Raw genomic sequence first — 20,138 nt, forward strand, 5'->3', positions numbered from 1 at the left:
CGCGCGCGATCCGGCACTGCCGGCACCGCACCGGTACCGTTCAGTGACTGACTCTCCAACCGACGGATCGACGCGTCCAGTCCGAATCCGAGCGGGCGGGCGCGACTCGAGAGACGAGCGGCGCTGCAGAGCCCGCTACCGGTGACGACGTTCATACCGTCACTTGGCACACGACTTACAAAACCGTGGCGCTGGCGATCGGCAAGCGGCGGCGTCGATCGGCACGCTCGAGTCGGCCAGGGCTGTCCCTCGAGGTCAGCCGAGAAAGAGAGACGAGTCCGGGCGCGACGGTCGGCGCGTTCCAGAGCCGATAACTGCCCGGGAGTCCAAGGCCGACTATGAACGTCGCGATCGTCACCGTCGGCGACGAGATACTCGCGGGATCGACGACCAACACCAACGCGTCGTGGCTGGCCGAGCGGATCACCGAGCGCGGCGGCACGGTCGGGCGGATCCTGACGATCCCCGACGACCGCGCACTCATCGCGGACTACGTCGCCCGCTGGCGCGACGAGTTCGACGCCGTGATCGTCACCGGCGGCATCGGCGGCACGCCCGACGACGTGACCGTCGAAGCCGTCGCCGACGGTCTCGAGCGCGATCACGTCGTCCACGGCGAGATCCGGGAGCGACTGGTCGAGAAGGCGGCCGCGTTCCGCGACGAGAACCCCGAGATGGTCGAGGAGTACGACCTCCAACTCGACATCGACGCGGCGGCCTCGATCCCCGAGGGAGCGACGCCGATCGTCACCGACGAGGGGTGGGCTCCCGGCTGCATCGTCGAGAACGTCTACGTCTTCGCCGGCATCCCCGACGAGATGCAGGCGATGTTCGAGGCCGTCGCCGACGAGTTCCAGGGGGCATCGACCGCGGAAACGCTGTACACGCCAGCACCCGAGGGATCGCTCCACGAGGTCCTCGAGGGTGTCACCGAGCGGTTTGACGTCGCCGTCGGGAGCTACCCCCGGAGCGAGAATCGGCCGGGCCGAATCCGCGTCTCGAGCACCGATCCCGAGACGGTCGAGGCCGCGATCGCGTGGCTCCGCGAGCGTGTCGAGACGACGGACCCGCCGTCCTCGAGCGACGAGTCGTCCGCGTAAGCTATCCGCTCGTCCGCGGCGATACTGAGCATCGCCAGTTCACCAGCGCTCCTCGGCGATGCGGACGACGACCGCAGTGAACCCGGCGAGGGTGAGGACGAACCGTTCGCCGGTCGCCGCGATGGGGAAGATCCGCTCGACGGCCGTCGCCGGCTCGCCGCGGGTGGGGTCGAACCCGGTTCTGTAGTGGGTGTTTTCGGTGGTTCCGCGGGCCGTCGACTCGGCGAGGGCTCCGGCGTCGAGTTCGACGAAGGTCTGGACGAGCCCGCGCTGATCGGTCACGAGCAACGAACCGGACAGGTCGTAAAACCGGTCGTGGAGCGGCCAGAAGAGATTGACGCCGTTGAAGAAGGCGTCGAACAGGATGTGGGCGAACAGCACCGCCGCGACCCCCGTCCACGCGACGCGGCGGCCGTAGGTCCCCCACCGTTCTTCGACGCTCGAGCGATCGCGGACCGTGCCGTCCCACAGCAGGACTGCGGCGGGGACGAGGACGATCCAGACGTTGTGCAACGCCGCGCGGTGGGTGCCGAGAACGACGATGCCGATCAGCGTATCCAGATCGAGGAGAGCGGCACAGCCCATGACGACCAGAATCGCTCGGGTGTCGAACTCGTCGCCGAGCAATGCGACCCCGAGCAACCCTGCGAACGCGACGTGGACGACGGTCGATGGCACGTTCCGCCGACTCGAACCGCGGGGGCTTGATTGTTGGGGCGCTGTCGCCGACACCGGCGTCGTGGCCGACGGGTCGCTACCCCGTTTGCCGGTGGCGAACGTACTGTCCGAGAAAGACGACCGCCAGCACGGCGCTTCCGACCTCGAGCGGCGCTGCGTGGAACGTCAGGACGGCGCTTGCGAGCACCAGGGAGCCGGCGAGGACGGCGTACCCGACGGCCGGATCGCCACCGTCGCTCGGTTCGACCGGATCGGTCTTGACGACGAGTTCGCCGCGCTCAAGTTGGCCGAAGACGGAATCGAACCGCGCCGGGGCCCGCGCCAGGACGGGGGCCGACTCGCGGAGATCGGTCCGGACGTCGGCGAGCAGCGCGTCGATCTCGCTCTCGATGAACCCGTGGTCGACGAGGAACGACCGCGTGACCGCGATGAAGTCGAACTCGGGATCGAGGCTCCGACAGACGCCCTCGCCGACGGTTCCGACCCGGACGAGCAACATGACGTTCGGCGGGATCCGGAACGGGAACTCCTGGAGCGTCGAGAACAGTTCGGTAATGATCTGCCGCCACGTGATCTCCGACCGCCCCTCGAGGTTCTCGATCACCAGTTTGAGGACCTGCTTGACCGCGGCGCGGTCGACCGATCGGTCCAATACCTCGAGCGCGATCAGCGCGTTCAGCAGGCCGTCGATATCGCGGCGCACGAGGTGTCGGTAGAGCCTCGTGATATCGGTCTGTTCCTGCTCCGTGAGTCGCCGACTCATGCCGTAGTCGTAGACGACGAGTCGGCCGTCCGCCGTCACCGCGAGGTTGCCGGGGTGTGGATCGGCGTGAAACACGCCGTCAACCAACCCCATCTTCAGATACGTTCGAGCGATCAGCGTGGCCATCTCGGTCCGGTCTCGTCCGGCCTCTGCGAGCGCGTCTTCGTCGGTGATCTTCGTTCCCTCGACGTACTCCATCGCGACGACCCGCTCGGAGCAGAGGTCGTCGTAGGTCGCCGGAATTCGGACCCGGTCGTCGTCGGCGAAGTTGTCCGCGATCGTCCGCATGATCTCGGCCTCGCGTGCGAAGTCCAGTTCCTCGAGGACGATCGCCTCGAAGTCGTCGGCGACGTTCTCGATCGAGTAGCGCTGGTCCTCGTCGGCGACGGCCCGGAGCAGCGGGACGAGCCCCCTGACGACGCGGAGGTCCCGCTCGATCATCGGCTCGAGGCCCGGTCGCCGAACTTTCAGCGCGATCCGCTCACCCTCGTACGCGACGGTGTAGACGAACGCCAGTGACCCCCCGGCGACCGGCTCGAGCGTCTCGAGATCGATGTCGTCGCCGAGTTCCGCTTCGACGACGGTCAGCGGATCACCGCCGGCGTCTTGGGGATCTCGTCTTGCAGCGTCGCGAACGCCTCGACGTAGATCGGCGGCACGAGGTCGGGGCGGGTCGACAGCACCTGTCCGATCTTGATAAATGCCGGCCCCAGGTCGATCATCGTTTCGGTCACCTGCCGGGCGCGCTTCCGGTGAGTGTCCTCGGAGACACGTCTCGGTGATCCGAACAGGAGGAACCGCCGACGGTCCCGGAGAACGGCGACCGCGAGCGGGAGGAACCGAACGAGGACCTGCAGGTAGCGGAGATAGTACCCTCTCATTCGCTCGTTGGCAGGGCGTCAATCGGTCGACAGTTCATACCCGGTCTTCGAACACCGGCCACAAATACGTCCGTGGTCGTTCCCGGTATCGTGCGGCCGGTCGATCGGTCCCGATCTCGAGGCCGCGAACGGTCGGCCGCCGCGGTCGTCTCCGGTAGCTACTTGGCCCGACCGGGCGACCCTCGGGTATGAGCGGACGCGGACCGAAACGGGAACTCGCAGAGAAGATCGCCGGGGAGATCACGCTGAGCGACGACCCCGGTGCCACGCTGCGCAAGTGGCGCACCGACTTCGACGTCTCACAGACCGATCTCGCGGCCGAGCTCGAGGTCTCGTCGTCGGTGATTTCGGACTACGAGAGCGGCCGCCGGGAGAGTCCGGGGATCGGCGTCGTCGGCCGCCTCGTCGAGGGACTGCTCGCGATCGACGAGCGCCGCGGCGGCGAGCGTATCCGACAGTACGGCCGCGTCCTCTCGGCGGGCTTCGACAGCGACGTCGTCTACGACCTGCGGGAGTACGCCACCTCGCTGCCCCTCGAGCAACTCCACGACGATCTCGAGGCGACCGAAGTGGCCGGCGGCGGCACCCAACAGGTCAGCGGCCACACGGTCATCGACAGTATCGAGGCGATCACGCGCCTCTCGACGGAGGAGTTCTTCCGACTCTACGGCCAGAGCACGAACCGCGTGCTCGTGTTCACCAACGTCACCCGCGGCGAGGGCGTCGGCATCGCGCTCCGAATGGTCAACCCGACGCCGAACGCCGTGATCCTCCACGGGCTCGAGGAGGAGAACCTCTGGGATCACGCGGGGGAACTCGCGCGCATCGACGGCTACTCGCTTGCGGTCACGTCGGCACCGCTCGACGACGTTCTCGAGCACCTCGTCACCCTCGAGTAGCGCCGTCCCGCGGTCAGCGGTGAGAGATGAGAGCGGTGAGCGACCCCGCGTCGCTCGACACTATTGGACAATCGTTCGGTTCATATTTCTCCTTTCGACGGAACGGATTTTCGATCCGATATTGATGGGAACGTAGCTCATATCGAACGGAAACCCGTGGGGTTTATTTCGTTGTCGCCGTATTTCCCTCGTAAGCGGGTATCCGGCTTCTGGATACCGCCTCGCATCTCTCTGGCTTCGGGCCCCTCGAGCAGTGCGTCGTCCACGGATCTGACGATCTGGTGATCCGACGATCACACTCGAGCGAGAGACGAGACGGACTCCGGCGCTGGTCGCGTGCTCCCCGACCCGGGTGAGTCGCGGCCTCGCTACACCATATTCAGATCAATGACAAAAGACCTCGAACGAGACCTCGGACTGCCGTCGGTGATGGCGATCAGTATCGGTGCGATGATCGGGAGCGGGATCTTCATCCTGCCGGCGTTAGCGATCAAAATCGCCGGCCCGGGCGTCGTCGTCGCGTACTTGCTCGCGGGGCTGCTCGTGGTTCCCGCCGCGTTGAGCAAGTCCGAAATGGCGACGGCGATGCCCGAAGCCGGCGGCACGTACATCTTCATCGAACGCGGGATGGGGCCGATACTGGGGACCGTCGCGGGCGTCGGCACGTGGTTCTCACTCGCGTTCAAGGGCGCGCTGGCGCTCGTCGGCGGCGTTCCCTACCTCGTGCTCCTGTTCGATCTGCCGGTCAAACCCGTCGCGCTCACCCTCGCAGTGGTCCTCATCGCCGTCAACGTCTTCGGAGCCAAACAGACCGGCCAGTTGCAGGTCGCGATCGTCGTCGTCATGCTGGCCGCGCTGGCGTGGTTCGTCGGCGGCGGGGCGCCGGGAATCGACCCCGGCCAGTTCGACGGCTCGTTTGACGACGGCATCGGCGGCTTGCTCGCCGCCACCGGCCTCGTCTTCGTCTCCTACGCGGGCGTCACCAAGGTCGCGAGCGTCGCCGAGGAGATCGAAGACCCCGGCCGAAACATCCCGCTGGGCATCCTCGGCTCGCTGACGTTCACCACGGTCCTGTACGTCCTCATCGTCGCGGTGATGGTCGGCATCTCGCCGCTCGAGTCCCTTGCAGATTCGGAGACGCCGATGGCGATCGCCGCCGAGGGGGCACTCGCCCAACCCGGCGTCATCGCCGTGGTGCTCGCGGCGATCCTCGCGCTCGTCAGCACTGCCAACGCCGGCATCCTCTCCTCGTCGCGGTACCCCTTCGCGATGAGCCGCGATAATCTCGCGCCGCCCCGTTTTGCGACCGTCAGCGATCGGTTCGGCACGCCGATCACCGCCATCACGCTCACCGGTGGCGTCATGCTCGTCCTGATCGCGTTCGTCCCTATTCTCGAGATCGCCAAACTCGCGAGCGCGTTCCAGATCCTCGTGTTCATCCTGATCAACGTGGCCCTGATCGCGTTCCGCCACGCCGACGTCGAGGAGTACGAGCCGAGCTTCGAGTCGCCGCTGTACCCGGCGATGCAGCTCTTCGGCATCGCGAGCGGCTTCGTCTTGCTCACCCAGATGGGGACCGTCGCCCTCGCGGGCGCGGCCGTCATCACCGCGGGCAGCATCGGCTGGTACTGGGTCTACGCGCGTCCGCGGATCGACCGCGCCGGGATCGCCGTCGACACGGTCCGCCGAACGACCGGCCGCTCGGCCGTCGACCGAACCGAAGACGCGCTCGAGTCGAATACCGCGAACGTCCTCGTCGCGCTGACCGAAGGGACCGGCGAAGCCCGCGAGCGGCAACTGATCCGCATCGCCGCGGACGTCGCGCGCGAACGCGGCGGCGGGGTCACGGTCATCCAGTTCGACGAGGTGCCCGACCAGGTGTCGCTGGGCTACGCCTCCGAGACGCAGTCGCCGGCGGACCTCGAGTTCGAGGAACAGACCGGAGAGCTGTGCGAGGAGTTCGATGTCCCGATCACCTACGGGGAAATCGTGAGCCACGACACGAAACACGCGATCGTCAACTTCGCGGCCCACGAGGGGGTCGACGCGCTGTTGATGGAGCGCCAGCCCGGCGGGCTCCGCCACCAGTTCATCGGGAGTCCGATCGAGTGGGTCCTCCATCGCGCCCCCTGTGACGTCGTTCTCGTCGAGGACCGCGACTTCGATGCCGTCGGGGAGGTCACGGTACTCACCGATCGGAGCCCGTTCGATCCGTCGAAGGTCAGGATCGCCGACGCGCTCGCCACCGAGCTAGACGCGACGGTCCGGCTCGTGTACGCGATCGAGTCGTCGGCTTCGACCGATCTCAGACGGACGATCGAGGACTATCAGGACGAACTCGTCGACCTCTGTTCCGCGCCGGTCACGACCGAAATCGTCGAGACTGACGGCTCGGTCGAGGGACTGATCACGGTCGCTCAGACCGCCGAGTTCCTCGTCATCGGCCGCGACGGCGGCCGGCTGCAGACCGTCCTCGGGAACGACCTCGCGGACCGGCTCATCGACGCGACCGAGTCGCCCGCACTCGGCGTGCACGCACACGACACCCACCGACCGGGGCTGCTCGGCCGGATCGTCGAACGGTTCGTCTTCTGACCGTAGTCGGTCGGTTCGGCTCGGGCCGGCTCCACTCGTTTCTGACGGCTCGAGTCGCTATCGAGCGCAGAGAGAGAGGGAGAAGAGGAGAACGAACGAGTGAGCGAGAGAACGACCGCTGCCGAGGTACGACGCCTGACTCGCGGCGAAAACGAGCCGATTCAGGCGATCTGGTCTTCGTACTCGTCGGCCGAGAGGAGCGCCTCGAGGTCGTCGAGGTCGTCGGCCTCGATCTCGAGCATCCAGCCCTCGCCGAAGGGATCCTCGTTGACGAGTTCGGGGGCGTCGAACAGGTCGTCGTTGATCGCGACGACCTCGCCGCCGACGGGCGCGTAGAGATCGGAGACGGCCTTGATCGATTCGACGACGCCGAACTCCGCCTCTTGGGCGAGTTCGTCGCCCTCGTCGGGGGGTTCGACGAAGACCACGTCGCCGAGTTCGTCCTGTGCGAAGTCGGAGATACCCACGCGGACGACGCCGTCGGTCTCGAGTGCCCACTCGTGCGATTCCAGGTACCGTCTATCGTCGGGAACGTCGAAGCTCATTGTACTGTGTCGATGAAGGGTGTGGTTTCAACTCTTGCTTTTTTCGACTGGCCGCGGACGACGACCTGCAGGGTGGTCCCCGGCTCCGCGTACTCGACCGGCACGTAGCCGAGGCCGATCGGTTTCTCGAGGGTCGGGCTCATCGTGCCGCTGGTGACGGTGCCGATGACCCGGCTCTCGGTGGTCGTGATATCGTAGCCGTGGCGCGGCACCCCGCGGTCGATCAACTGGAAGCCGACGAGTCGCTCCTCGACGCCGCTTTCCTCGATCGCAGCCAGCGCGTCCCGGCCCACGAACTCGGTATCGAGGGCCACGGTGAAACCGATACCGGCCTCGTAGGGCGTCCGTGGGTTCGACTCAGTATCGAACTCCTGGCCGGCGAGCAACAAGCCGGCCTCGATGCGGAGCGTGTCGCGAGCCCCGAGCCCGCAGGGCTGGCAGTCGATCGCCGTCCAGATCTCCTCGGCGGCCGCCCACGGGACGATCAGTTCGAAGCCGTCCTCGCCGGTGTAGCCCGTCCGAGCCGTCCAGCAGTCGACGTCCTCGATCGTCGCGTACTGGGCCTCGAACCGGTCGAGATCGGTGACCGATTCCTCGGCGACGCCCTCGAGCAGGTCGGCCGCGTTCGGTCCCTGCACGGCGAACATCGCGTACTCGTCGGTCCGGTTGTCGACGGTCGCCTCGAGGTCCCAGTCGTTGCGGTAGCTGAGCCACCGTTCGTGGGTCGCCTCGTCGGTGCCGGCGTTCGGGACGAAGAGGTAGATCGGATGGGACTCGTCGGGCAGCCGATAGACGACGGTGTCGTCGATGATGAGCCCGTCCTCGTCGGTGATGGCGGCGTACTGGGAGTCGCCGACCGCCAGCCGGGACACGTCGTTCGACGTCAGCCGTTGCATCAACGCCGTCGCGTCCGGGCCGGTGACGTGAATCTGACCCATATGTGAGACGTCGAAGACCCCGACATCCTCACGGACGGCCGCGTGCTCGGTCCGAATCGAATCGAACTCGACCGGCATGTCCCAGCCGCCAAACTCCGTAAACTTCGCCCCGCGATCGTCGTGTATCCCACGTAACGGCGGCGTCTGAAGCGGCATATCCGGAACGTCATTCGCGGAGTAGTAATGTCTTTTCGTCGTTCGAGCACGCTCGGCCGTTCGAGGCGGGCGCTCGAGGCGGTGAAGGATGTGGAGTCGGTGAGGGAAGGAACCAACGGCCGTCGTCGAAACCGATCGCCCGCAGGCGGCGTAACTGATTCCAATTACAACGCGAGAAGCTACCGTCTCCGGTTGCCGAAAACATATGGCTGAAAATAACGTAGCCGGGAAACAGTATGAGTGCCCCGACGCTCGAGCCACAGGCCGACTGGAACCAGTTGTACATCGACGGCGAGTGGCGCGAGGCCACCGGCGGCGAAACCATCCCGGTCGAGAACCCGGCGAAACAGGAAGTGTTTACCGACGTACCCGCCGGGACCGAGGCGGACGTCGACGCCGCCTACGAGGCGGCCGAGGCCGCACAGTCGGACTGGGCGGCAACGCCTCGAGAAGAGCGAAACGAGATCGTCCAGAATCTGCTCGAGGAACTCAACGCGAACTTCGAAGAGATTGCCGGCCTGCTCGCGACCGAGGCGGGCACCCCCGGCTACCGCGCGATGGGCGAGTTCGCCACCGCGACCGGCGACGTGGAGATGGCACTGGAGTTAGAACCGCCGGAAGAGGAGGTCCGGCCGTCCTCGTCGATCGACGACAAGGACAACCACATCGTCCACGAACCGGTCGGCGTCGTCGGCGTCATCTCGCCGTGGAACTTCCCGCTGCATCTCTCCCTGCGAGCGCTCGCACCCGCGATCGCGCTGGGCAACACCGTCGTCTTGAAGCCGGCGACGGACACGCCGATCACCGGCGGGCTGCTCATCGCGACGCTCTGTGAGGCTGCGGGCGTCCCCGACGGCGTCGTCAACGTCGTCACCGGCCGCGGCTCGGCCATCGGCGACCGGATCGCCGGCCACCCGATCCCGCGGGTCGTCTCCTTTACCGGCTCGACGCCCGTCGGCAAGGGCGTCGCCGAGACGGCCGGCAAGAACCTCGCGCTGCCCGCCCTCGAGCTGGGGGGCAACGCGCCCTTTATCGTCACCGACGAGGCAGACCTCGAGCGGGCCGCCCGCGCCGGCGCGTTCGGCACCTTCTTCCATCAGGGGCAAGTCTGTATCTCGATCAACCGCCATCTGGTCCACGAGGACCTCTACGACGAGTACGTCGACCTGCTCGTCGATCACGCCGAGTCGCTCGTCATCGGCGACCCCTCCGAAAACGAGGATGTCACCTTCGGGCCGGTCCAGAACGAAACCCAGCGCGACGATCTGGTCGAGTTCATCGAGGGCTCGCTCGAGGACGGCGCGACCCTCGAGACCGGCGGCGAAGCCGACGGCCTCTTCGTCGAGCCGACGGTCCTCTCGGACGTGACCAACGACATGCCGACGGCCTGTAACGAACACTTCGGCCCCGTGGCACCCGTAATCCCGTTCTCGGACGACGACGAGGCCATCGAGTTGGCAAACGACACTGAGTACGGCCTCTCGGCGGCGGTCTTCTGCGAGGACGAGGAGCGCGCTCGATCCCTCGCCGACCGCGTCGAGGCGGGTATGGTCCACATCAACGACCAGCCGATCAACGAGGACCACAACGCGCCCTTCGGCGGCGTCAAACAGTCCGGCCTCGGCCGGTATCACGGCGAGTGGATCACTCGAGAACTCACCGAGCCCAAGTGGATCTCCGTGCAGGGAGAAGAGCGCGATTACTTCATTTTCGAGTGATGCGGTGAGCGGCCGGCTGCGCCGCCGTCAGCGCTACCGTCCCCGTTCCTCGAGTCCCAACGTGTACTCGCCGCTACCGGCAGTCGCGTAGACGTAGAACCGGAACGTCTCGTCACCCTCGAGCGAGAGCGTCATCGATTCGATCGCATCCGTTCCCGTCAACGACTCGTCGTAGCTCCACTGGTCCGGTTTGCTGCCGTCGGTGGTCACGTAGAGGTCGACGTCGCCGTCGGCGGGCCCGTCGATCGAGATCGTGATCGCGCAGGGATCCGTGGTGTTCAACCCGTAGCTGTACCGATCGCTCTCGCCCCACCAGCCGCTGCCGTCGAGGGTGCCGCTCGCGCTCGCGGTGACGGTCTCGTCGCCGCACTCGCCGCCGGACTCGTCTTCGCTTGCGCCGTCGCTGTCGTCCGAAAACGGATTGGTTTCGACCGCTGCGGCCGCGTCGACGCGGCCGTGACCCTGTTCGTTCTCGTTGAGGCCGACATCGGTCGCGGTCGCCCGCAGGTGCTCGCGGAGTTCCGCCCGCGAGAGGTCGGGATGGGCCGAGAGCGCGAGGCCCGCCACGCCCGAGACCACCGGCGCTGCCATCGACGTCCCCGACATCCGTGCGTAGTCGTTCCCGGTCACGCTCGAGACGAGCCGGGTGCCGGGCGCGGCGAGTTCGACCGCCGAACCGGTGTTCGAAAAAGAGGCGATCGAATCGCCGTCCTCGAGCGCGGCGACGGCGACGACGGTGTCCTCCGCCGCGGGCGAGAAGACGCGGTCACTGCCGTCGTTACCGGCCGCACCGACAAGGAAGACGCCGCGGTCGGCCGCGTACTCGCAGGCCGCGGTCAGCGTGTCGTATGCGCCGTCGACGCCCAGCGAGAGGTTGACGATGTCGGCTCCGGCGTCAGCAGACCACTGAATCGCGTCGGCGATGTCCGAGAGCGATCCCACGCCGTTCTCGTCGAGCGCGCGGGCCGAGAGCAGCGAGCAGTCGCTGATGCCCGCGTGGCCGGTGCCATCGTCGGTCCCGCCCGCAGCGACGCCGCCGACGTGGGTGCCGTGGTCCGCTCCCTGGGCCGGGTACGGATCGCCGTCGCCGTCGATGAAGTCCTCGCCGACTCGGTCGTCGACGCACGCCTCGAGCGCGGGGTGGTCGTACTGAATCCCCTGATCGACGACGGAGATGACCACGTCGTCGCTGCCGCGGGTGGTCTCCCAGGCAGTCTCGCAGCCGATCTGCTGGGGGGCGTGTTGGCGGCCGTAGTAGGGATCGTCGGGCTCGAGGAGCGACTCGACGGTCGCGTTCGGCTCCGCGTACTCGACGGCCGGCGAGTCGGTGATCGCGTCGATGAACGCCTCGCGAGCGTGCTCGGGTGCGTCCGTCGGGAACTCCACGACGGCGTAGCGAATCGTCTCGTTCGTGTGCACGACATCAGCGTTGCCCGGAACGGCGGTGCGGGCCTCCGCCGCCACGTCCGTCGCCGACGGGGAGACGCCGACCAGGATTTCGTCTTTCTTCGGCCCCGGATCGCGGCCGGGCGTCGCACTCGCGACGCCGCTCGAGCCGAGCAGGCCGCCGACGGCGATCGAGCCAGCGCCGGTCAGAATCGTTCGGCGGTCGTAGGTTCGGTCGGGGGTGTCATCGGGGGGACCGTTCTGTCTCATAGGGACGACAGTCATCTGGACCTGAAATTAGTAAACTCTTATCGAACTCAGAATTGTTTCATTGGACAAATATCGACTTGATCTAGTTAGAATCGAAGAAGAACCGCACTTATACTGAGGACATGTGGAGGGCGGTGCTGAAAGGGCGATACGAGCGCCGAGAAACCGCCGCGGCGTTTTCGGGTCGCTGACCGGAACCGGGATTGGCTCGGCGCGGCTCGCCCACCGTCGCGTTTCGTCACATCTATCTCGCGGCCACGGGAATTCCGTGGTATGTTCGACCGCGTTCGCGCCCGTCTCGCCCAGTCAGGCGATCCACAGCACGACGCCGAGCCGGCGGTGGGCCTGTTCGTCGACGGGCCGAACGTCTTCCGCGACGAGTTCAACGTCGACCTCGACGATCTCCGCGACGCGGCCCGCGAACTCGGACGGGTCGGCGTCATCCGCGTCTACCTCGACGAACACGCCACGCCCGGCCTGATACAGGCCGCCGAGGCCCGCGGCTTCGAGGTGATCGTCACCAGCGGCGACGTCGACGTGAAACTCGCCGTCGACGCGACCGCGCTGGCCGGCGACGGTACCGTCGACCGGCTCGCGATCGCCTCGCGGGATACCGACTTCAAGCCCGTCCTCGAGTACGCGGGCACCGTCGGCGTGGAAACGATCGCGATCGCGCCGGGGTCACACGGCCGCTCGGACGCGCTGCAGAACGCGGCCGACGACGCGATCACGCTCGAGCCGTGAGCCGGCCCTGAATCGCTGAAAACGAGGGATATCCGATTCGACGGAGCGCTACCTGTCGTAAGAGCTCTCGCCGACGACCTCGACGAACTCGCCGCGACCGCTGGCGGCGGCCTCGTCGAACTCCGTGACGCGGACTCGAACCTGCTTCTCGATGCAGTCCGGCCCGGCACCCTCGACGATCAGTTCGGTATCGCCGATATAGGCCCGGCCCGACGTGCCGTTCGATTCCGCGATGAAGACGTCGACCTCGCTGCCCTGCTCGAGGGCGGGCCGGGACGTGCGGAAGCGCCAGCCCTTGAAGTACTTGCCGAGGAGGCTCATACGCGAGCCACCTCCTCGGTTTCGCGGTCGGTCACGTACTCGCGGCCGAAGCCGGTCAGCGCGGCGATGATAAAGACGGCAACCAACAGCCAGCCCTGAAAGACGTACGGGACGACGTCGATCGGCGTGACGATCATCGACTGCTCGAACCACTCGTAGTCGCCGGGCAGTTGCTGCATCGCGCCGTAGGCGGCGAGGACCCCGCCCGACCACGGGAAGATGTAGCCCATGGCGGCGGTCTGGCCGTCCAAGATGTTCGCCCGGCGGTAGCCGTTCAGGTTGAACCGCTCGCCGATCTTCGAGATGTAGGGGCCGATCGCGACCTCGGCGGCGGTGTTGATCGTGATGATCGCGTTGATCAGCGCCGCGGTGCCGACCATCGTGAGTTCGGCGTTGCGCACGTTCGTCGCGAGGTTCTCGATGGACCACTCGAGCAGCACCTCGAAGGCCCCGCCGCGGATCATGATCTGGGCCGCACCGATGATCAGGAGGACGAGGATCGAGAGTTCGAGGAATCCAGCCACGCCGCTCATCAGACTCCCGGTGACACCGACCGCGTCGGCGTCCTCGACGATCGTGAGGATCGGCAGGGACTCGAGCGGTTGAGCCAGCGGCGCGTCCTCGGGCGCGTTGAACATGACGATATCGCCGAGACTCGCCAGGCCGAAGACGAGGTTGAAGACGATCGCGATGACGATCCCCCACGAGATCGCCTCGACGATGTGGCGACCGGCGACGGCCGCGCCGATCACGGCCAGCATCGAGATCACGTGGACGAGGCCGATAGCCTCGCTACTCTCGAGGAAGATCGCTTGGGCCTCTGCACCGACTTCGAGGCCGCCCATCATCCCGCCGGCGACGACGTAGCCGACGAAGGCGATGACGGCGGCGACGATGACGTACTTGAACCGGGAGGCGACGACGCCCCCGATGTCGGCGTCCTGCGTGACGGCGCTGACGATCGTCGTGTCGCTGACGGGCGCGAGGTTGTCGCCGAAGATCGCTCCCGAGAGGATCGCTCCGAACAGCAAGACGGGGTTCGCGCCGAGCAAGACGCCGGCCGGGAAGAACAGGCCGACGAATGCGACGCTCGAGCCATACCCCGTCCCGATTCCGGTCGTGAAGACGGCGGCGAGGATGAACGTGATCGCTGGGAACAGCGCTGCACCGACGCCGGCGGCGTCGGCCAGCCAGACGAGGCCGCCGACGAAGCCGCCGTCCTGCAGGAGCTGGGCGAACATGCCGGCCCAGATCCACGCCACGATCGCCGTCACCGCGACGGGCTGGGTCATCCCCTCGAAGATCGTGTTGGCGTAGTCCTTCCAGTCACCCCGGGCGAAGAACATCCCGACAATGAGTCCGACCAGGATACCCACGATGAGGCCCCCGGTATCGCCGATCCGCCAGAGGGCGGTCTGGACGATGGCCCAGACGATGAAGAAGGCGATCGGGAACGCGCTCATCCCGCGGCCGCCGTAGAACTCGACGGTCGGCCCGCCCTCGGTTTCGCCGCCGATGAACTGGTCGGCCGCCCCCTCGTCGGACGGCGACTCTCCGTTCGCACTCATACTCGATCACTCATACTGTGACACATTCTCACTATTTGGATGGGTCATAATAACTATTGTTGACAGATTTGTCCAATTCGATCGTCGATCGGTATCAATCCTTTACTCAGTACGGCCGAAGGTTGTGATTTACCTATCGAATTCCGATCGGATCTCGGCCGATCCTCGATCGGTTTTCCGCACCCGCTTGCGATCGGCGCTCTCCGTGCCGAAGTCGGTGACCTTTCCAGCGCGGACCGCCCAGTAGCGGCTATGATCGACGAGACGCCGGTCTTGGACGACCACCTCCACCTCGATCCGGACCATCACCGCGGTATCGACGCCGTTCGGGACTTCGCTCGGCTGGGCGGGACCCACCTGCTCGTGGTGAACAAACCCTCCTGGCACCTCGGCGTCGAGGCCGAGTCCGGCGAGGACTTCCGCGAGGTCTTCGAACGCACCATCGACATCGTCGACGAAGCCTCGAGCGAACTCGAGGGCCGCGCGTGGCCCGTCTTGGGAGTCCATCCGGGACTCGTTTCGCGGCTGGTCGACGACCGCGACTTCGCCCCCGAGGAGGCTCGAGACCTCATGCAAGCGGGGATCGATGTCGCCGCCGAATACGTCGCTGCGGGCGAGGCGCTGGCGCTGAAATCCGGCCGGCCACACTACGAGGTCGACGACGCGGTCTGGGACGCCTCGAACGCAGTCATGCGCCGCGCGTTCGAACACGGGGCCGACCTCGAGTGTGCCGTCCAGTTGCACGCCGAAGCCAGCGAGGACATGACCGCGGTCGCAACGTGGGCCGAGGAGGCCGGCATGCCCGCCCACAAAGTCGTCAAACACTACGCGAGCGGCCGGCTCGAGGGGCCGACGCCGAGCGTCATGTGCGACAAGGAGCGGCTCGAGACCGCCGTCGAGCGCGGCGAGCTGTTCCTGATGGAGACCGACTACATCGACGACCCCGATCGGCCGGGCGCAGTGCTCGGTCCGAAGACGGTCCCCCGGCGGGTCCGGTGGCTCCTCGAGAACGGCCACGACGAGGCGGTCCGGAACGCCCACGTCGAGACGCCGAAGCGAGTGTACGGGATCGATACGGAGGCGACGCTCGATCGAACGGAGTAACCACTGATTACGTTTGCTCGAGTGCGGACAGCAACGACGCTCAAGTGTACAGGAGAGTCGATAGAGTGGCTGTACGCTCCCTTGACTGGTTCTTCCGCCTCGGTTAAACATTCACTCGAGCCGTCCAGTGTAGAGAAAGGCATTTCAAGCGGCCGGTGTAGGTGTCTGTATGAGCAATCCCCCGACCGAGTTCTACTCGGAGGAACGCTGGCAGAACTGGATCGATCGCATCAAAGACGAAGACATCGATCCGGAGGACGAAGACTCGGCTCGACTCCTGCTCAACCTGCAGGACGACACGGCGATCGCGATCGCCAAGATCGTCGCCGCCTACGACGACGGGGAACTCGGCGAGGAGGAAACGCTCGAGGAGATCAACGATGTCCGCGAGATCGTCCTGAGCGAGGTCGACATCGAGGACGAGGAGAAACTGATCCTCGTCGACGGCGTCCAGACGAGTCTGGTCTGTGTCTTCTTCGCGGCCGAGGAGTACGTCGCCAACGGCCCGGCCGAGGAGGGCACCGTCGGCGACTACCTCAGCGCGGCGGCCGACGCCGAAGCCGAGGAGGACTTAGACGCCGCGCTCGGCTACGCGGCGCAGGCGGGGACGCTGATCATCGACGAGCAGGAACTCGACATGACCGTTGCCGAGGACCTCGACTACGGCCTCGTGACGGAGTGGATCAACGGCCTCGACAGCCTCCAGAGCGCGATGAGCGACCCCGAGGTCGTCGAGGAAGACGAATAGCCGCGTTCGCGGTTGCGGGTTCGCGTATTCTCAAGGCACTGTAGCTGGCACCTGAGTAGCCGCGGGTGAGCCGCCACGACCGACGGCCGCATAGGCTCCTGCCTGGATCAGCGAAACGGCATGGGACGGTCTCGTCGGTTTGCGGAGCAGCAGTGACTCGAGTGGCGACCGTTTTATCGACAACCGTCGAAACACCGAACGACAATACCTTGTATCGTCACCTGTATTGACCAGACATGACTGCAGTCGGTATCGACGCCGTCGAAATTTGGACCGGGAACCTCAAACTCGACCTCCCCGGTACGTTCGCCCCGGAGAAGGGCGAAGACCCGGAAAAGTACACGAAGGGACTCGGCCTCAACGCCAGTTCGTTCCCCGACAGTTACGAGGACATCGTCACGATGGGCGCAAACGCCGCCCATCGGTTGATGGAACGCAAGGGCCTCGAGCCCGACGATATCGGCCGTATCGACGTCGCGACCGAGAGCGCGTTCGACAACTCCAAGCCGGTTTCGACGTACGTCGCTGGCTGTCTCGAGCAGGTCTACGAGTCGGACTTCCACCACGCGAACAAGGGCGAACGGAAGTTCGCCTGTATCGCGGGGACCCAGAGCTTAGACGACGCGTACAACTGGATCCGCGCGGGCCGCAATCGCGGCCGCTCGGCGCTGGTCATCGCGACCGACACCGCACTGTACGCCCGCGGTGACGACGGCGAGGCGACCCAGGGTGCCGGTGCCGTCGCGATGCTGATCAGCGAGGACCCGAACCTGGTCGAACTCTCCGCCGAACAGGGTTACGGCTCGGCCGACGAGACGGACTTCCTCAAGCCCAACCAGCAGTTTCCGAGCGTCGACGGCAAACGCTCCGTGCAGGTCTACCTCGCGCGGATGCGCGAAGCCCTCGAGGACTACGAGAGCGTCGCGGGCGAGGTCCATCCCGACGACCTCGTCTTCGCTCCGTTCCACACGCCGTTCCCGGGCATGGTCCGGAAGGCCGCCCTGCTCGCCTACCGCCACATCACCCGCAACACGGAGTTCGAGGACGAACTGGCGGAAGAGATCGGTCGCCAACCCCGCCCCGAGGCGTTCGACTCGGACGAGGAGTACCGCGACGCCCTCCGGGAGTATATGGACCTCCTCAAGGACACCGAGCAGTACGCCGAGTGGTACGACACGACGATCGACCCGACGCTGACGATCGCTCGGGAGGTCGGCAACTGGTACACCGGCTCCGTCCACGTCGCCCGCGCGAGCGCGCTCAAACACGCCCTCGAGCAGGACCGCGAGATGACCGGCGAGCAACTGCTCGTCGGCTCCTACGGCAGCGGCGCGCAGGCCGAGATCCACTCCGAGACGGTTCGGGAGGGCTGGGCCGAGGAGATCGAGGCCCTGAACGTCGACGAACAGCTCGCCGAGCGCTACGAGATGTCGTGGGACGACTACGAGGAGATCCACGACGCCCACAACCACGAGATGGATGTCGATGTCGAGGAGTTCACGACGCCGAGCGAGGAGTTCGTCTTCGACGGCTGGGGCCGCATGGGCGAGCGGAAGTATCGATACGTCGAGTAGCGGTTTTTTAGCGTAGATTTTTGCGAGCGAGCGCGAAAGCGCGAGCGAGGAAAAAGGTACGTCGGCATGGACGAGCGGAAGTACCGGTACGTGGAGTAGCGGTTTTTGGTGGGGATTTTTGCGAGCGAGCGCGCCTGCATGAGCGCGTGAACTGTCTCTGAGACCCGTCTCTCGAGCTCCCGCCAGGACCGATCTCGCAGCGGGAATCGTTGCAGTGGACTAATCTATCGGGACGTTGCAGCCGGACGTATGGCAGATCGCCCCGAGCCGCCGGCATGGGCCGTCGAACAACCCGTCCTGACCGCGCTCGCGCTGGTCGCTGTCTTCCTCGGGCTGCTCATCATCCTGCCGTACCTGCAGTACGTCCTCTTCGGGGTCGTCCTCGCGTACATCCTGTTGCCGCTCCAGCAGCGTCTCGAGCGGTACGTCCGGCCGATGATCGCGGCCTCGATCACGATCGTGGTCGCGGTGATTGCCATCTTACTCCCGATCGTCTACATCCTCAGCGTCGCGCTCCGCCAGACGAGCCAGCTCGTGACCGCGGTCCGGAACGGGGATGTCGACCTCGAGATGATCGAGTCGATGGTCGCCGAAACGGGGTACAACGTCGATTTGACGGCTCTTTACGAATCGTATCAGGGCACGATTACGGGCGGGGTACAGGGGCTGGCAACCGGTGCGCTGGACGTCGTCGGCGGGCTGCCGGGGATCGCGATCGGGCTGACGATCACGCTGTTCGTCTGTTTCGCACTGTTGCGCGACGGCGACCGGCTGGTCGACTGGCTGTATCGGGTCGTCCCGATCGACGACGATGTCCAGCGGGAACTGTTCGAGGAACTGGACCGGCTCATGCAGGCGTCGGTCATCAGCAACGTCCTCGTCGCGGCGATTCAGGCCGTGATGCTGGGCGCTGGGCTCGCGATACTGGGGATCCCCGCAGTCGTGTTGCTCACCGTCCTCACGTTCCTGCTCACGCTTCTACCACTCGTCGGCGCGTTCGGCGTCTGGCTCCCCGTTTCGATCTATCTCCTTGCGACGGGACGAACCGTCGCCGCGGCCGCGCTCGCGGTCTACGGCCTCCTTGTCACCCTCTCGGATACTTATCTCCGGCCCGCGCTCATCGGCCGGACCGGCGCGATCAACTCCGCGATCATCGTCGTGGGCATCTTCGGCGGGCTCCTCACGTTCGGCGCGGTCGGCCTGTTCATCGGCCCCGTCGTCCTCGGCGGCTCGAAGGTCGTCCTCGACATCTTCGCTCGAGAGCGGACCGGCGGATCGGCGGCCGAGACGGGGTCGGAGCCCCCTACCGAGGACGCAGCCGCCGGGTCCGGAGCGACGGCCGACGGCGACGGCTGATGGCCCGTTCGCCGATCGATCAGTCGCCTTTCCAGTCGCCCGACTCGACCCCGTGTATCTCGCCTTTCGCCTCCCGCTCGTTCGGCCACAGCCCGATCGCGAACACGGCCGCGAAGAACAGGGCGAGGGCGGCCGCGACGAGCGCGCCGTGGATACCCGGCAGTTCGGCGGCCTCAGTCCACTGCTGTTCCGGGGTGAACAGCGTGACCTTGAACCCCAGCCGACGCCGGCCACCGCGAAGAGGAGGCCATAAACCCGACGGATTCGGCGTGAGAGCGCCTCCCGAGTCGAGACCTTGAACGTGGGGTATCGGAGGTCGTCGCTCAACTCCTCGCGCCAGGCCGAGTGTTCGACCCCGGTCGGCTCCAAGGCGTTCGCGAACACGTTTTCCTGAACGAACCGGACGCGGGCGCGCCAGTGGTCGTAAAACCGGTAGCGTCGCACCTCGAAGAACAGGAAGATCGACAGGACGAAGATCCCGATCAGGAGCAGGAAGGCGGGCATGTTCCGACTCGAGAAGACGAGCGAGAGCACGGCGGCGAGCAGCGTGATCGCCCAGTCGGTCGTTCGGTCGATCCGGTCCTGTGCGCTGTTGGCCTGACTGACCTCGCCGCGGTAGAAGTGCGGCAGGACGTCGAGCAGGAATTCGGATTCGTTCGCGACCGCCGCGCCGATCTCCTGGTCGTCGCGGTCGAGCGGACCGTCCCCGTCGTCGCTGTCGGTCATGGGACCCCTCGACATCACCGCCGGGTATAGTCGCGCGTGTGGCGACTGCAGGGGTCGGAACCGCGACC

Annotated in this window: 15 protein-coding genes and 2 pseudogenes; 9 read left to right on the forward strand and 8 right to left on the reverse strand. The window is 66.2% G+C overall.

The features are described from left to right. The first annotated feature begins 338 nt into the window (after positions 1-338). Positions 339-1,100, forward strand: a complete 762-nt coding sequence (locus C489_RS12610; protein WP_006431671.1) for a competence/damage-inducible protein A — start codon at positions 339-341, stop codon at positions 1,098-1,100. A gap of 39 nt (positions 1,101-1,139) precedes the next feature. Here C489_RS12610 and C489_RS12615 read toward each other — a convergent pair whose 3' ends face one another. Together C489_RS12615 and C489_RS12620 are read right to left on the reverse strand one after the other, a co-directional pair. After that, complete coding sequence (locus C489_RS12615) at positions 1,140-1,778, reverse strand: metal-dependent hydrolase (RefSeq protein WP_006431672.1); 639 nt, start codon at positions 1,776-1,778, stop codon at positions 1,140-1,142. Between the two features lie 76 nt (positions 1,779-1,854). Then, positions 1,855-3,422, reverse strand: a pseudogene (locus tag C489_RS12620) (ABC1 kinase family protein). A 188-nt stretch (positions 3,423-3,610) separates the two neighbouring features. Here C489_RS12620 and C489_RS12625 point away from each other — a divergent pair. Together C489_RS12625 and C489_RS12630 are read left to right on the forward strand one after the other, a co-directional pair. Beyond that, positions 3,611-4,321, forward strand: a complete 711-nt coding sequence (locus tag C489_RS12625; protein ID WP_006431673.1) for a helix-turn-helix domain-containing protein — start codon at positions 3,611-3,613, stop codon at positions 4,319-4,321. A 387-nt stretch (positions 4,322-4,708) separates the two neighbouring features. Further along, complete coding sequence (locus C489_RS12630; protein ID WP_006431674.1) at positions 4,709-6,916, forward strand: universal stress protein; 2,208 nt, start codon at positions 4,709-4,711, stop codon at positions 6,914-6,916. A gap of 161 nt (positions 6,917-7,077) precedes the next feature. Here C489_RS12630 and gcvH read toward each other — a convergent pair whose 3' ends face one another. Both gcvH and gcvT read right to left on the reverse strand, forming a co-directional pair. Then, positions 7,078-7,461: a glycine cleavage system protein GcvH gene (gcvH, locus tag C489_RS12635; protein WP_006431675.1), complete on the reverse strand. Its 384-nt coding sequence runs from the start codon at positions 7,459-7,461 to the stop codon at positions 7,078-7,080. Then, entirely contained in the window at positions 7,458-8,555 is a 1,098-nt protein-coding gene (gene gcvT / locus C489_RS12640) for a glycine cleavage system aminomethyltransferase GcvT (protein ID WP_006431676.1), read from the reverse strand. Before gcvT ends, gcvH begins: the two co-directional genes overlap by 4 nt. A gap of 236 nt (positions 8,556-8,791) precedes the next feature. Here gcvT and C489_RS12645 point away from each other — a divergent pair, with 236 nt between their 5' ends. Continuing rightward, on the forward strand, positions 8,792-10,273 hold the full coding sequence (locus tag C489_RS12645; protein ID WP_006431677.1) for an aldehyde dehydrogenase family protein: 1,482 nt from the start codon (positions 8,792-8,794) through the stop codon (positions 10,271-10,273). A 33-nt stretch (positions 10,274-10,306) separates the two neighbouring features. Here the strand turns inward: C489_RS12645 and C489_RS12650 are convergent, their stop codons facing one another. Further along, on the reverse strand, positions 10,307-11,929 hold the full coding sequence (locus tag C489_RS12650) for a S8 family serine peptidase (protein WP_006431678.1): 1,623 nt from the start codon (positions 11,927-11,929) through the stop codon (positions 10,307-10,309). Between the two features lie 273 nt (positions 11,930-12,202). Here C489_RS12650 and C489_RS12655 point away from each other — a divergent pair, with 273 nt between their 5' ends. Beyond that, entirely contained in the window at positions 12,203-12,673 is a 471-nt protein-coding gene (locus tag C489_RS12655) for an NYN domain-containing protein (protein WP_006431679.1), read from the forward strand. Positions 12,674-12,721: 48 nt separating this feature from the next. Here the strand turns inward: C489_RS12655 and C489_RS12660 are convergent, their stop codons facing one another. Both C489_RS12660 and C489_RS12665 read right to left on the reverse strand, forming a co-directional pair. Continuing rightward, positions 12,722-12,994, reverse strand: a complete 273-nt coding sequence (locus C489_RS12660) for a DUF7513 family protein (RefSeq protein WP_006431680.1) — start codon at positions 12,992-12,994, stop codon at positions 12,722-12,724. Further along, positions 12,991-14,562 carry a Na+/H+ antiporter NhaC family protein gene (locus C489_RS12665; RefSeq protein ID WP_006431681.1) on the reverse strand — a complete coding sequence of 524 codons (1,572 nt, stop codon included), beginning with the start codon at positions 14,560-14,562 and terminating at the stop codon, positions 12,991-12,993. The genes C489_RS12660 and C489_RS12665 overlap by 4 nt, the downstream gene beginning before the upstream one ends. Before the next feature lie 252 nt (positions 14,563-14,814). Here C489_RS12665 and C489_RS12670 point away from each other — a divergent pair, with 252 nt between their 5' ends. The 4 genes from C489_RS12670 (at position 14,815) to C489_RS12685 (ending at position 19,344) form a co-directional block, all read left to right on the forward strand. Continuing rightward, positions 14,815-15,666 carry a TatD family hydrolase gene (locus tag C489_RS12670; RefSeq protein WP_006431682.1) on the forward strand — a complete coding sequence of 284 codons (852 nt, stop codon included), beginning with the start codon at positions 14,815-14,817 and terminating at the stop codon, positions 15,664-15,666. 169 nt (positions 15,667-15,835) lie between these two features. Beyond that, the gene (locus C489_RS12675; RefSeq protein ID WP_006431683.1) at positions 15,836-16,414 is read left to right on the forward strand and encodes a DUF2150 family protein; all 579 of its coding nucleotides are present in this window, start codon (positions 15,836-15,838) and stop codon (positions 16,412-16,414) included. A gap of 236 nt (positions 16,415-16,650) precedes the next feature. Next, the gene (gene hmgB / locus C489_RS12680) at positions 16,651-17,988 is read left to right on the forward strand and encodes a hydroxymethylglutaryl-CoA synthase (RefSeq protein ID WP_006431684.1); all 1,338 of its coding nucleotides are present in this window, start codon (positions 16,651-16,653) and stop codon (positions 17,986-17,988) included. A gap of 249 nt (positions 17,989-18,237) precedes the next feature. Next, positions 18,238-19,344, forward strand: coding sequence for an AI-2E family transporter (locus C489_RS12685; RefSeq protein WP_006431685.1), 1,107 nt, complete (start codon positions 18,238-18,240; stop codon positions 19,342-19,344). A 19-nt stretch (positions 19,345-19,363) separates the two neighbouring features. Here C489_RS12685 and C489_RS20865 read toward each other — a convergent pair. Further along, positions 19,364-20,070 (reverse strand): annotated as a pseudogene (locus C489_RS20865) (DUF2270 domain-containing protein). Positions 20,071-20,138 lie beyond the last annotated feature (68 nt).

The sequence above is a fragment of the Natrinema versiforme JCM 10478 genome, assembly GCF_000337195.1.
Classification (GTDB): Archaea; Halobacteriota; Halobacteria; order Halobacteriales; family Natrialbaceae; genus Natrinema; species Natrinema versiforme.